Raw genomic sequence first — 13,932 nt, 5'->3', positions numbered from 1 at the left:
TCGCCGATCAGGCTGGATCTCTCCAGGATTCTGGGCCGCGGTAGGCCCACATGGCGTGCTGGGACTGGTACTGCTTCCGGGATTCGGCACCATTGGCCGCCGTCGCGAAGGCAAGGGCGTTCGCCGCCGTCGCTACCGCTGCCGCGGGTGCCTCGGTCGGTCGCGCGATGCGCTCGCCCGCCGTCGGGACGGCGAGGGCGTCGGGACGCGCGACCTTGGTACCGGACAGGCGGCCGGAGCCGGACAGACCGGTGCCAAGGAGCGAGATGCCGAGAGCGCAGGGGGCGACGACCGAGAGATCGGTCATTTTGTTGGTCTCGATGAAGCTGATCACTGGGCTCGCCTCCTCTCGGCGTCTCGGGGGACCGGGAATACCCGGTCCGGGATGTTCAAGTACAGCACGGATCCATCGGATCTCGGAAGTTCCGTTGTCTCCGCTGCTTCCGAAGGCTATGGGGATGCGCTCCGCGGGCGCAAACTATTTTTCCGACGAGTTTTCCGCGGCGCCCTCCGCGCCCCCCGCGGCGCCCCCTCCGGGCTCCCCTTCCGGCTCCTCACCGGCGCAGATCGCCAGTACGTCGGCACCGAAGCGGTCGAGCTTGCGGCGGCCCACGCCGGGGATGACGGCGAGGTCCTCGGCGGCCGTCGGGACCGCCTCGGCGATCGCCATCAGGGTCTTGTCGGTGAAGACGCAGTAGGCGGGCTGGCGGCTGCGGGCGGCCTGGCCGGCGCGCCAGTCCCGGAGCCGTTCGTAGAGCGCCTCGTCGAGCTCCGAGGGGCAGTGCTCGCAGCGCATCAGCTTCATCTCGCCGGGGTCGGTCAGCGTGCGCCGGCAGACCCGGCAGCGGGCCGGGCTGCGGTGCGTCCGGCGGGGCCGGCCGGGGGCCGCGGAGCCGCTGCCGCGCTCGACACCGCCGGTCGCGCCCGTGCCGCGGCGGTGGCCTGCCCCGCGGGAGCCGGGCCGGAGGCCGCCGAGGAAGCGGCTGGCGCCGCGCGAGGGCCGGCCGCCGGGCGAGCGGGCCAGCGACCAGGACAGCGCCAGATGCCGCCGGGCGCGGGTGATGCCGACGTAGAGCAGCCGGCGCTCCTCCTCGATCTGCTCGTCGGTGCGGGCGTGGTGGATCGGCAGCATGCCCTCGGTGAGGCCGACCAGGAACACCGCGTCCCACTCCAGGCCCTTGGCGGCGTGCAGCGAGGCGAGGGTGACGCCCTCGACGGTCGGGGCGTGCTGGGCCGCGGCCCGCTCGTCGAGCTCGGCGACGAGGTCGGCGAGGGTGGCCGCCGGCCGGGCCCGGGCGAAGTCCTCGGCGAGCCGTACCAGGGCGGCCAGCGACTCCCAGCGGTCGCGCACCGCGCCGGAGCCGGCCGGCGGCCGGTCGGTCCAGCCCATGTCGCTGAGCACCGCGCGGACCTCGGAGGGCAGGCCGGCCGCGCCGGCGAGCAGGGTGTCGTTGCCGCCGAAGCGGGCCGCGCCGCGCAGTTTGACGCCGGCCTCGCGCACCTCGGGGCGCTCGAAGAACCGCTCGGCGCCGCGCAGCTGGTAGGGCACTCCGGCGTCGGCGAGAGCCTGCTCGTAGACCTCGGACTGGGCGTTGATGCGGAAGAGGACCGCGATCTCGCCGGCCGGGACGCCGGCGGCGATCAGATCGCGGATCCGGCGGGCGGTGCCCTCGGCCTCGGCGGGCTCGTCGGCGTACTCGGTGAACACCGGCTCGGCGTCGGGCTCGCGCTGCGAGACCAGCTCCAGGCGGTGCTCGGCGGCACGGCCCCGGGCGCCGGCGAGCAGGCCGTTGGCGAGGTGGACGACCTGGGGGGTGGAGCGGTAGTCGCGGACGAGCTTGACGACCGTGGCCCGCGGGTGGCGGATGCGGAAGTCGAGGAGGTGGTCGGGGGTGGCGCCGGTGAAGCTGTAGATCGTCTGGCTGGCGTCGCCGACCACGCAGAGGTTGTCGCGGTCGCCCATCCACAGCTCCAGCAGCCGCTGCTGGAGCGGGCTGACGTCCTGGTACTCGTCGACGACGAAGTGCTGGTACTGGGCGCGGACCTGCTCGGCGATGTCGTGCCGGTCCTGGAGCACGCCGACCGTGAGCAGCAGCACGTCCTCGAAGTCGATGGTGCCGCGGTCCCGTTTGAGCTGCTCGTAGGTGGCGTATATCTGGCCGATCTCGGCGGGGTCGCGGGGGGCCTCGCGGCCGGCCTTGACCAGCGCGGCCGGGTAGTCGGCCGGCACCGTCTGGGTGACCTTGGACCACTCGATCTCGCCGGTGACGTCGCGCAGCTCGTTGCGGTCGAGGCGGAGGCGGCAGCGGGCGGCGGCCTCGGCGACCAGCGGGCCCTTGCGGTCCAGCAGCCGCGGCAGCTCGCCGCCGACCGCCCGGGGCCAGAAGAACTGCAGCTGGCGCAGGGCGGCGGAGTGGAAGGTACGGGCCTGCACGCCGGCCGCGCCGAGCTGGCGGAGCCGGCCGCGCATCTCGCCGGCCGCGCGGGCGGTGAAGGTGACCGCGAGCACACTGGCGGGCTGGAGGATGCCGGCCCGGACGCCGTAGGCGATGCGGTGGGTGATGGCGCGGGTCTTGCCGGTGCCGGCGCCGGCCAGGACGCACACCGGTCCGTGCAGGGCCGTGGCGACCTCGCGCTGCTCGGGGTCGAGCCCGTCGAGCACCGCGTCGGCCGTCGCCGGGACCTGTGGGAAGAGGGTGGCGTCCGTTGCTGCTGTCACCCCGCCATGCTGCCAGGTCCGCCGGGGCGGGCGGGAAAGCCGTCCACACCGCCCGGGGACCGGTCGTACCGGTGTGCCCCGGCTGGGGACGGCGGGGACGGCCGGGGACGGCGGGGCGGGTGCGGTGCTGCGGGGCGTCGTCAGGCGGCCGGGAATGGTCCGGGCCGGGTGGACGTTGAGGTGGTTGGTGCCACGGCGTCGGAGCGACGCGCGTGGCACATGATCACGATCGAGACCGAGCGAAGGAGCCTGGGACGCATGGCGGGCACTGTGACGATGTACAGCACGACCTGGTGCGGTTACTGCCGTCGGCTGAAGAGCCAGATGGACCGCGAGGGCATCGCCTACACCGAGATCAACATCGAGCAGGACCCGGAGTCCGCGGCGTTCGTGGAGAAGGCCAACGGCGGCAACCAGACGGTGCCGACCGTGCTCTTCGCCGACGGCACGACGCTGACCAACCCGTCCCTGGCTCAGGTCAAGGAGAAGGTCGCCGCGGCCTGAGGGCCGGGCGCACCGCGCAGAGCCGGGCCGTCGGCCGGTCCGTGAGGGAGCCGGCCGACGGCCCCGTCCTGTCCTGGGGCCCCAGGGGTCACGGCCTGGGCAGCGGCTTGCCGTACCACCTCTCGATGAGGCGGGCGGCGATGGAGATGCCGTAGGGCGGGAGGACCTCACCGGAGGCGAAGGCGGCCTCGAGGTCGTCCCGGGAGAACCACCGGGCCTCCTCGATCTCCTCGCCGTCCACCCGGATCTCGGAGGAGGTGGCGCGGGCCATGAATCCCAACATCAGGCTGGACGGGAAGGGCCAGGGCTGGCTGGCGACGTACTCGACGTCCCCGACGACGACCCCGGCCTCCTCGAAGACCTCGCGGGCGACCGACTGCTCGATGGACTCGCCCGGCTCGACGAAGCCGGCGAGGGTCGAGAAGCGCCCCTCGGGCCAGTGCACCTGACGGCCGAGGAGGGCGCGGTCCTGGTCGTCGGTGACGAGCATGATCACAGCCGGGTCGGTGCGCGGGTAGTGCTCGGCGCCGCAGGCCGGGCAGCGGCGGATGTGGCCGGCCGCGGCGATGACCGTCCGCTCGCCGCAGCGGGAGCAGAAGCGGTGCATCCGCTGCCAGTTCTCCAGCGCCACGGCGTGGACGAGCAGGCCGGCGTCCCGGGGGGAGAGCAGCAGGCCGGCCTCGCGCAGGCCGGCGGCACGGGCGGACTGGTCCATCCGGCCGGGCAGCGAGTCCTTCTGGAGGGCGAAGTAGCTGACGCCGTCGTCGTCGGTGCCGAGGTAGTACCGGTGGGCCTCGGTCAGCGGCGCCTCGAAGGACGGCGTCATGATCAGCTCGGTGCGGCCGTCGGGGGTGTCGTCGATCAGCGCCTGGCCCCCGGACACGACGAAGACGCGCGTCGTCGGGTGGCTCCAGGCCGCCGCCAGCCATGCCTCGTCGAGACGGTGATGGGCGGAGCGGTCGATTCCGCTCGGCGCGCTGAAGGTGATCGGCCGGTCGGCCGTGTGGTCGGTCCAGGTGGTCACTGCTGTTTCCAACTCCCCCTGTGGCGTGGGTGATTGCTGCGTGCGAGCGCGGAGCGGTACGGCGGTGCGCGCGGGTCAGGACGGGCGCCAGGTGTCCGCCAGGTCGCCCCAGAGGTGCGCGGCGGTCTCGACGCCCTTCATCAGCAGGTCGAGTTCGACCTTCTCGTTCGGCGCGTGCCAGCCGTCGGAGGGCACCGAGATGCCCAGGAAGAGGACCGGGACGCCGAGGACGTCCTGGAGGTCGGCGGCCGGGCCCGAACCGCCCTCGCGGGTGAAGCGGATCTCGGTGCCGAAGGCCCGGCCCATGGCGCGGACGACGGACTGGAGCGCCGGGTGGTCGAGCGGGGTCAGGCAGGGGCGGGTGGCGCCCCAGAAGGTGATCTCGTGGCGGATGCCGGCCGGGAGCCGGTCCGCGACCCAGGTGCGGACGGCCTGCTGGACCGCCTCGGCGTCCTGGCCGGCAACCAGCCGGAAGGAGAGCTTCAGCTGGGCGGAGGCCGGGACGATGGTCTTGCCGCCGGGGCCCTGATAGCCGCCGCCGATGCCGTTGACCTCAGCGGTGGGGCGGGCCCAGATGCGCTCCAGGGTCGTGGCGCCGGCCTCGCCGAGGGGGGCGTGCGAGTGGGCGGTGCGCAGCCAGCGCTGCTCGTCGAAGGGCAGCTCGGCGAGGAGTTCGCGCTCCCGCTCGGTGAGTTCGATCACGCCGTCGTAGAAGCCGGGGACGGCGACCCGGCGGTCGTCGTCGTGGAGCGCGGCGGCGAGGCGGGCGGCCTCGGTGGCCGGGTTGGGCACCGCGCCGCCGAACGAGCCGGAGTGGATGTCCTGGTCGGGGCCGTGCAGATCGATCTGACAGTCCGTCAGGCCGCGCATGCCGGTGCAGACCGTGGGGGTGTCCTCGGACCACATCCCGGTGTCGGAGACGATCACCGCGTCGCAGGCCAGGCGGTCGGCGTGGCGGGCGATCAGGGCCGGGAAGTTCGGCGAGCCGGACTCCTCCTCGCCCTCGACGAGCAGCTTGAGGTTGACGGCGGGGGCGGTGCGGCCGGTCGCCGCCAGGTGGGCGCGGACGCCCAGGGTGTGGAAGAACACCTGGCCCTTGTCGTCCGCGGCGCCGCGGGCGTAGAGGCGGCCGTCGGCGGTCACCGGCTCGAACGGGTCGGTGTGCCAGCCGTCCTCGCGGGCGGCGGGCTGGACGTCGTGGTGGCCGTAGACCAGCACCGTCGGGGCGGACGGGTCGTCGGCCGGCCACTCGGCGAAGACCGCGGGCAGGCCCTCGGTCTCCCACACCTCGGTCACCGGGAAGCCGGTCTCCGCGAGCTTGCCGGCCAGCCACTCGGCGCTGCGGCGCACCTCGGCGGCGCAGCCGGGGTCGGCGGAGACGGAGGGGATGCGCAGCCACTCCACGAGGTCGGCGAGGAAGGCGTCGCGGTGGGTGGCGATGTACGCGCGGACGGCGTTGTCCGAGGTGGTGCTCATACGCCCGAGCCTATCGGCCTTCCGGAGGATACCGGCCGGGGGTCTCGCCCAGCAGGATCCGTTCGAGCCCGTCGCGGCCCGGCAGGCGGGCCGGTCTGACCACCTCGCCGGTGCGGACGAAGAGGAACGCGGCGCCGACCTCGGACGGGGCCAGGCCGTGGCGCTCGGCCCAGGCCAGGCGGTAGACGGCCAGCTGGAGCGGGTCCGCGCCGCCGGCGCCCGAGGGGAGGTTGCGGCCGGTCTTCCAGTCGACGATCTCGAAGCGGTCGCCGTCCGGGCCGGGCTCCCGATAGACCGCGTCGATCCGGCCGCGGATCACCCGCCCGGCGAGCGTCATCCGGAACGGCACCTCCACCCGGAACGGGGCACGGCGCGCGTACGGGGTCCGGGCGAACGCCTCCTTCAGGGCCGCCAGGTCCTGCTCGTCGGCGATCTCCGCGGCCTCGCCGGGCTCGGCGCCTGGCAGCTCGTCGGGGCCGAGCAGCGGCAGCGGGAGCCCCTCGAAGCGGGACTGGACCCAGGCGTGGAAGCGGGTGCCGCGGCGGGCCGCGGGCTGCGGCGGGCGCGGCATCGGGCGGGCCAGCTCGCGGGCGAAGCCGTCCGGGTCGGCGGCGATGTGGAGCAGCTGGGTGGCGGTGAGGGAGGCGGGCAGCGGGACGTCGCGGACCCGGGCGCGGGAGCTGCGCAGCTCGGCGGCGAGCGCCGTCAGATCGCGGTCCCAGGACGCCGCCGTGCGGCGCTCCTCGGGGAGCAGCGCCGGGGGCTCCTGTCCCGGCGGGCCGGCGGGCGCGGGGGCGTGAGCAGGGCCGGGGCCGGCGGCGAGGGTTGCCGGATCGGGCTCGGCGGAGCGCTGGGCGATGAGGCGGGGGGCCGGGGCACCGGAGGCGGCGAAGGGGGCAGCGCGGCGGGACGCGCCGTCGTGGGGCGCTCCCTCGTGGAACGCCTCGTCCTGGGGAGGCTCGTCGTACGGAGGTTCATCGGGGGCGGGCCCGCCGTAGGGGGCGTCCGCGTACGGGGGTTCGTCGTGGAACGGGTCGTCGTACGGGTCGTGGGGCGCTTCCTCGTGGACGGCGGACCAGTCCTCGTCGTCGGCCGGTGGCGGCGGCCACTCCGGGTCGTACGCGGGGGACGGGGCGGGGATGGGGACGGCGGGGACGCCGGGCGCGGCGTGGGCGGCGAGGTGGGCGCGGACGGTATCGGCGGCCCGGCGGCGGCGGGCCATGGCGGCCGGGTCCAGCGGCAGCGGCCAGGGCTGCTCGGCGGCGGACGCGGCCAGGGCCGGATTCTCGGCGCCCTCCTCGGGCGGATCGGCCCAGAACTCGATCTCGCCGTGGCCGGCCTCGCAGTGCTCGCGCAGCGCCGTCAGGAAGGCGGACGGGCCGCGGGGGCGCTTCTGGGTGGGGCCCCACCAGTGGCCGGAGCCGAGGAGGAGGGAGCGGGGGCGGGTGAAGGTGACATAGCCGAGGCGGCGCTCCTCGGTCTCCTGGTGCTGCTTCATCGCCTCCTTGAAGTCCTTGACCCCGCGGGCGGTCCACTCCGCCACCTCGGGCAGGGTGGCGGCGTCGCCGTGCAGGGCGTGCGGCAGCACCTTGGCGCGGCCGATCCAGGACTCGCGGGCCTGCTCGCTGGGGAACTGCCGGGTCACCAGGCCGGGCACCGCGACGACGTCCCACTCCAGGCCCTTGGACTTGTGGGCGGTCAGCACCTTGACGGTGTTCTCACCACCCGGGAGCGAGCTGTCCAGGCCCTTCTCGAACTGGACGGCGGTGCGCAGGAAGCCGAGGAAGGCCAGCAGGGTCGCCTCGCCGTCGAGGGCGGCGCCCCCCTCCTTGGCGGCGAACCCGGCGGCGAGGTCGAGGAAGGTGCCCAGCGTCTCCCGGCGGCGGGCGGCCAGGGCGTGCGGCGAGGCGGACAGCTCGACCTCCAGGCCGGTGACGGCGAGGATCCGGTGGAGCACGTCCATCAGCGGGTCGGCGAGCGAGCGCCGCAGGTCGCGGAGTTCGGTGGCCAGGCGGGCGAAGCGGACCCGGGCCTCCGGGGAGAACGGCAGGCCGTCGTCGGCGCCGCCGGACTCCAGGAAGGTGTCGAGCGCGTCGGCGAGCGAGACCGTCTCGGCCGGGTCGACGCCCTCGACGGCCTCGGCGAGCCGCCGCTCGGGGTCGTCCTCGGCGGAACCGCCGCGGGAGGTGTGGGCCAGGGCACGGGCCCGGCGGCCCAGCAGGGCCAGGTCGCGGGGACCGATCCGCCAGCGGGGGCCGACCAGCAGGCGGACCAGGGAGGCGTTGGCCGTCGGGTCCTGGAGGACCTCGCAGACCGCGACCAGGTCGGCGATCTCGGGGAGGTGCAGCAGACCGGAGAGGCCGACGACCTCCACCGGGACGTCCCGGGCGACCAACTCGCCCTGGATGCGGGCGAAGTCGGCGGCGGTGCGGCACAGGACCGCGATCCCGCCGGGCGGGGTGCCGGTACGGACGAGGTGGGCGACGGAGTCCGCGAGCCAGCTGAGCTCTTCGGCCTGGGTGGGCAGCAGGGCGCAGCGGACCACGCCGTCCCGCTCGGCGCCGGGGGCCGGGCGCAGCGCCTCGACGCCGGCGTGCATGGCGCGCAGCGGGGCGGCGAGGCGGTTGGCGAGCTCCAGCAGGCGGCCGCCGCTGCGGCGGTTCTCGCTGAGGGCGAAGCGGCGGGCGGGGGTGCCGTCGGCGAACGGGAAGTGGGCGGGGAAGTCGTCGAGGTTGGCGACGGAGGCGCCGCGCCAGCCGTAGATGGCCTGGCAGGGGTCGCCGACGGCGGTGACGGCGTGCCCGGTGGGGGCCCCGGTGCCGCCGGCGCCGAACAGGCCGGAGAGCAGCAGCCGTTGGGCGACGGAGGTGTCCTGGTACTCGTCGAGGAGGACGACCCGGAACTCGTCGCGGAGCAGGGCGCCGACCTCGGGGCGGGTGGTGGCCAGGGTGGCCGCGAGGGCGATCTGGTCGCCGAAGTCCAGCAGGTCGCGGCGGCGCTTCTCGCGGCGGTAGGCGCTGACCAGGTCGAGCAACTCCAGCCGGCCGCGGGCGGCCTCGGGGACCTTGCGCAGGTCGGCGTTGCTGAGCTTGGCGCCCTCCAGGGCGGCGAGCAGGGCGGTGTCGTGGGCGCGCAGGGCGGCCGGCTCGGCCAGGTGCTCGGCCAGCTCGCCGTCCAGGGCGAGGAGGTCCTCCACCAGGGTGGGCAGCGAGGTGGTCAGCGACGGATAGGGGCCGGGGGCGGCGCGCAGGGTGCGGGCGGCCAGCTGGAAGCGGGTGGCGTCGGCGAGCAGCCGGGCGCTGGGCTCCAGGCCGATGCGCAGGCCGTGGTCCTTCAGGAGCTGGCCGGCGAAGGCGTGGTACGTGGAGATCCGGGGCTCGCCGAGGGGCGGCTCGGCGCCCACGGCATCCGCGGGCCCCTCGGAGGGGTGGCGCGCAGCGCCTCCGGAAGGGGCGGTGGTCGGGCGGCCGGCGGGCGGACCGGGTTCGGCGACACCGGCCGCCAGCAGGGCGGCGCGGACGCGCTCGGCCAGCTCGCCGGCCGCCTTGTTGGTGAACGTCAGCCCGAGGACCTGCTCCGGGGCGACCTGGCCGGTGCCGACCAGCCACACCACCCGCGCGGCCATCACGGTGGTCTTGCCCGAACCGGCTCCGGCCACGATGACCTGCGGGGCGGGCGGGGCCGTGATGCACGCCGTCTGCTCCGGGGTGAACGGGATGCCGAGGAGCTGCTTGAGCTGCTCGGGGTCGGTGATACGAGCTGACACAACCGCCACCGTAACGGCCGCCACCGACATTCCCCGCGCGAGCGCTATCCGTGCAGGTCAGCGGGGGCACGGGCGGATGGAGGTCACTCCACGACCTGCCGGCCCTCCGGCTGGGCGCTGCACGAGGCCCGGAACGCGCAGTGGGTGCAGTGCGCGCCGGTGGTGGGCGTGAAGCGCTCCTCCAGGACGCGGCCGGCGGCGGTGGCGAGCAGCTCGCCGACCCAGTCGCCGTCCAGCGGGGGCTGGGCCTGGACGGCCGGCAGCGCGTCGCCGCCCTCCTTGCGGGGCGCGCCCAGCCGCAGGTGGACCAGTTCCGCGCCGCCCGGCTCCGGCCGGTCGCCGCCGAAGGCGTCGTCGAGGGCGCCCTCGCGGACCGCGAGTTGGTAGACGGCGAGCTGCGGATGGCGGGCGACCTCGGGACCGGTCGGCTTCTGCTTGCCGGTCTTGAAATCGACGACGTAGGCGCGGCCCCGGGCGTCCCGCGAGACGTGGTCCATGCTGCCGCGGATGCGGACCTCGTAGGCGCCGGCTTCGAGGGTGACGTCGAAGCCGTGCTCGGTGGCGACGGTGTCCCGGCCGAGCGTCTCGCGCTCCATGACGTGCCAGCGCAGGAAGCGCTCCAGGGCGGCGCGGGCGCTGTCCTTCTCCTGACGGGACTTCCAGGGCGCGTCGAAGGCGAGCGCGTCCCACACCGAGTCCAGCCGGGCCATCAGGACGGACAGGTCGGCCGGGGTGCGGCCGGAGGCGACCTCGTCGGCGAGGACGTGGACGACGTTGCCGAAGCCCTGGGCGGCGGTGGCCGGGGCGTCGGCCTTCACCTCGCGGCCCAGGAACCACTGGAGGGCGCAGGCGTCGGCCAGTTGGCCGAGGGCGCTGCCGGAGAGCAGTACGGGGTGGTCGCGGTCGCGCAGCGGAACGGTGTTGTGGGTGGGCTCGTGCAGGCCCCACCAGCTGTCCGGGTGGGCGGCCGGCACCAGGGGGTGCCCGTCGTCGTCGCGCAGGGCGGCCAGTCCGGCCAGCCGCCGGGCGGCGGCGTCGCGCAGCGCCGGCGACGCCTCCGGGTCGACGGTGGTGGCCCGCAGCTCGGCGACGAGCGCGGCGACGGTCAGGGGGCGGCGGGGGCGCCCGGTGACGTCCTGGGGAGTGACGCCCAGCTCGGTCAGGAACCGGGACGGCTGGTCGCCGTCCTCGGCCGCGGCCTTCACCGCCGTGACCACCAGGCGCTCCCGGGCCCGGGTCGCCGCCACATAGAACAGCCGGCGCTCCTCGGCGAGCAGGGCGCCCGGGGTGAGCGGTTCGGCCAGACCGTCCCGGCCGATCCGGTCCGCCTCCAGGAGCGAACCGCGCCGGCGCAGGTCGGGCCAGAGGCCCTCCTGGACTCCGGCGACGACCACCAGCCGCCATTCCAGGCCCTTGGCGCGGTGCGCGGTCATCAGGCGCACCGCGTCGGGGCGGACCGTACGGCGGGTGAGGGTGTCGGCGGCGATGTCCTGGGCGTCCAGCTCCTCCAGGAAGTTCAGGGCGCCGCGGCCGCCGGTGCGCTCCTCGGCGCGGGCGGCGGTCTCGAACAGCGCGACCACCGCGTCCAGATCCCGGTCGGCGTTGCGGCCGGCGGCCCCGCCGCGCCGGGCGGCCCGCTCCAGCCGGCCCGGCCAGGGAGTGCCGTCCCACAGCTCCCACAGCGCCTCCTCGGCCGTCCCGCCGCCGGCGAGCAGCTCCCGGGCCTTGCGCAGCAGCAGGCCGAGCCGCTGGGCGCCGCGGGCGTAACGGGGGTCATGGGCCACCAGGCGCTCGGGCTCGGCCAGCGCGCGGGCGATCAGCTCGTCGGAGGGCGGCGGCAGGGCGCGGCCGGCGGCCCGCTCCTCCTCGCGGAGCGCCCGGCCCAGCCTCCGCAGGTCGGCGGCGTCCATGCCGCCCAGGGGGGAGGTCAGCAGGTCGACGGCGGTCTCGGGGTCGATCCGGAGGGCGGCGGGCGCGTCGGCCGGGGCGCCGTCAGGGGTGTCGCCCCGGGCCTCGTCCGGGGCGTCGGTCGGGGCAGCGTCCAACGGGTCCGCGGGGCCGTCGTCCAGGGCGTCCTCCGGGCCGTCGGGGCCTCCCTCGTGCGGGTCCGGCGCGTCAGGGGTCCCGGTGGGTGTGCCGCGGCCGGCGGAGGGCGCGCCGGGTGCCCCCGCGGCCACCCGCAGGGCGGTCAGCAGCGGGGCGACCGCCGGTTCGTGGCGGAGCGGCAGGTCGTCGCCGTCGATGTCGAGCGGGACACCGGCGGCGGTCAGCGCCCGGCGCACGGCGGGGATCGAGCGCCCGCCGGCACGGACCAGGACGGCCATCTCGCGCCAGGGCATCCCCTGCTCCAGGTGGGCGCGGCGCAGCAGGTCCGCGATGTTGTCCAGCTCCGCGCCCGGGGTCGGGTACGTGAACACCTCGGCCCGGCCGCCGTCCCCTACGGGCGCCGGCTCCCGGTGGGCGCGGACCGCGTCGGCCGGAAGACGGGTGAGCGGCATCCGGCGGGTGATCTGCCGGGTGGCGGCGAGCAGGTCGGCGCCGGCCCGGCGGGAGGTGCGCAGGACGGCCACCGGGGCGGGGGTGCCGTCGGCGCGCCGGAAGGTGTCCGGGAAGTCGAGGATGCCGTTGACGTCGGCGCCGCGGAAGGCGTAGATCGACTGGTCCGGGTCACCGAAGGCGAGCAGTGTACGGCCCGGGGAACCGGGGGCGGCCGGTGCGCCCCGGTTGCCGGCCAACGCCCGCAGCAGCCGCACCTGGGCGGCGTCGGTGTCCTGGTACTCGTCCACGTAGACCGCGTCGTAGGCGCCGGCCAGCCGGGCGGCGGCCTCCGGGCGCTCGGCCAGCAGCACCGCACGGTGCACCAACTCGGCGTAGTCCAGCACCCCTTGGGCGTCCAGGACGTCGAGGTACTCGGCGAGGAAGGCGGCCGCGGCCTGCCAGTCCGGGCGGCCGGTGCGGCGGGCGAAGGCGCCCAGCGCGTCCGGGCCCAGGCCCAGTTCGCGGCTGCGGGCGAGCACCGCGCGGACCTCGTCGGCGAAGCCGCGGGTGGTCAGACAGGCCCGCAGCTCGTCCGGCCAGCCCACCCGGGCGCGTCCGTCGCCGGCCAGCTCCGCCTGGCCCTCCAGGAGCTCGCGGACGACCAGGTCCTGCTCGGGGCCGGAGAGCAGCCGCAGCGGGTCGGCGAAGAGGTCGGCGTCCTGGTGGGCGCGGACCAGGGCGTAGCAGAAGGAGTGGAAGGTGGTGGCCTGAGGGACGCCCGGCCGGCACCCGGCGGACGGCGCGGGGGCGTCCCCGTGGTCGGCCAGGCGGGCGGCCAGCCGGTCGCGGAGGGCGACCGCGGCCTTCCGGCTGAAGGTGAGGACGAGGATCCGCTCGGGGTCGCCCCCGTCCCTTATGCGGCGCACCACGGACTCCACCAGGGTCGTGGTCTTGCCCGTGCCGGGGCCGGCGAGGACCAGCAGCGGGCCGTCCCGGTGTGCCACCACGGCGCGCTGCCCGGCGTCCAGGACGGGGGGCGCGGTCCGCTCCGGCGGGGTGCGCACCAGGCGGTACGCGCCGGGGGCGTCCCGCCGCGCGGCCTCGCGGGGCTGCGCCGGCGGAACGGCCGGAAGGGAGGAACTCACGTGGATCGCCGGTCCTGGGAGGGAGGTGCGGGTGGTGGTGCGGGGGTGCCGGCCGGGGCCTGCGGGACCGCCGGGCCGACGGGCCTTCGGGGCCCCGGGCCGTCCCGGCGTCGGCCGCGGGCCGCATCCGGGAAGGCGGTCTCCGACCGTACCGGGTCGGGAGGCCGGACAGGGACGCCCCGGACGGGGCCCGACCCTGAAAGCGCGCGTCCGCCCCTAGGGCGCGCCCCGCCCCCCGTCGTCGCCGTCCCAGCGCGCCCGCCGCATGTCGATCCTCGGTATGTGGCCCTCGGACGCCGCCGGGGCGCCCCTCAGCGGCGTGCCCTCGTCACGGTAGTGGGCCAGGGCGCGCAGCTCGCTGCCGGGGAGCAGGACGCCGTCCGCGCGCACCACCCGCCACCAGGGCACGGCCCCGCCGTAGAGAGCCATCACCCGCCCCACCTGCCGCGGGCCGCCCGGCGCCGGCCCCCGGGGGTCCTCCTCGTCCTTGAGCCACTCGGCGACGTCCCCGTACGTCATGACCTTGCCGGGCGGGATCAGCTCGGCGACGCCGAGGACCCGCTCGGCGTAGTCGGGCAGCTCCACGGCGGCCTCCACCGGGCCGTCAGGAGCGGCCCGGTCGCCGGCGGCGCCGGCACTCTCCGTGTCTCCGGTCCCCTTCATTCGGTCCATCCTGCCGCACAGCACCGACAATGGGCTTGGACGCCTGGTCCCGTGCCGGCCGGGGCAGCCCCTGAGGGGGCGGAGACCGTGTGCGGGGGCCGCGGTTCCGCTTCCCGCTGCCCCCAAATGCACCCTGATGCCTCCTCGGACCGGATGG

Annotated in this window: 8 protein-coding genes; 1 reads left to right on the top strand and 7 read right to left on the bottom strand. The window is 76.1% G+C overall.

Annotated elements, in window-relative coordinates:
• Positions 1-7: 7 nt before the first annotated feature.
• Positions 8-334 (bottom strand): hypothetical protein, encoded by a 327-nt coding sequence (locus K2224_RS12050; protein WP_221906562.1) that lies wholly within the window; start codon positions 332-334, stop codon positions 8-10.
• Between the two features lie 144 nt (positions 335-478).
• On the bottom strand, positions 479-2,719 hold the full coding sequence (locus K2224_RS12045; protein WP_221906561.1) for an ATP-dependent DNA helicase UvrD2: 2,241 nt from the start codon (positions 2,717-2,719) through the stop codon (positions 479-481).
• 258 nt (positions 2,720-2,977) lie between these two features.
• Here K2224_RS12045 and K2224_RS12040 point away from each other — a divergent pair, with 258 nt between their 5' ends.
• The gene (locus tag K2224_RS12040) at positions 2,978-3,223 is read left to right on the top strand and encodes a mycoredoxin (RefSeq protein ID WP_018536228.1); all 246 of its coding nucleotides are present in this window, start codon (positions 2,978-2,980) and stop codon (positions 3,221-3,223) included.
• 88 nt (positions 3,224-3,311) lie between these two features.
• Here the strand turns inward: K2224_RS12040 and nudC are convergent, their stop codons facing one another.
• From nudC to K2224_RS12015, 5 genes are all read right to left on the bottom strand, one after another.
• Entirely contained in the window at positions 3,312-4,247 is a 936-nt protein-coding gene (nudC, locus tag K2224_RS12035) for an NAD(+) diphosphatase (protein ID WP_221906560.1), read from the bottom strand.
• Between the two features lie 75 nt (positions 4,248-4,322).
• Positions 4,323-5,723: a dipeptidase gene (locus K2224_RS12030; protein ID WP_221906559.1), complete on the bottom strand. Its 1,401-nt coding sequence runs from the start codon at positions 5,721-5,723 to the stop codon at positions 4,323-4,325.
• Between the two features lie 10 nt (positions 5,724-5,733).
• Entirely contained in the window at positions 5,734-9,489 is a 3,756-nt protein-coding gene (locus tag K2224_RS12025) for an ATP-dependent DNA helicase (RefSeq protein WP_221906558.1), read from the bottom strand.
• 83 nt (positions 9,490-9,572) lie between these two features.
• Positions 9,573-13,112 (bottom strand): ATP-dependent DNA helicase, encoded by a 3,540-nt coding sequence (locus K2224_RS12020; RefSeq protein ID WP_221906557.1) that lies wholly within the window; start codon positions 13,110-13,112, stop codon positions 9,573-9,575.
• A gap of 216 nt (positions 13,113-13,328) precedes the next feature.
• On the bottom strand, positions 13,329-13,775 hold the full coding sequence (locus K2224_RS12015; protein WP_313904771.1) for an MGMT family protein: 447 nt from the start codon (positions 13,773-13,775) through the stop codon (positions 13,329-13,331).
• Between the last annotated feature and the right edge of the window lie 157 nt (positions 13,776-13,932).

It is taken from the genome of Streptomyces sp. BHT-5-2, assembly GCF_019774615.1.
Taxonomy (GTDB): Bacteria; Actinomycetota; Actinomycetes; order Streptomycetales; family Streptomycetaceae; genus Streptomyces.
Note: the sequence above shows the minus strand (reverse complement) of the source record. Positions and strands in the feature narration are given on the sequence as shown.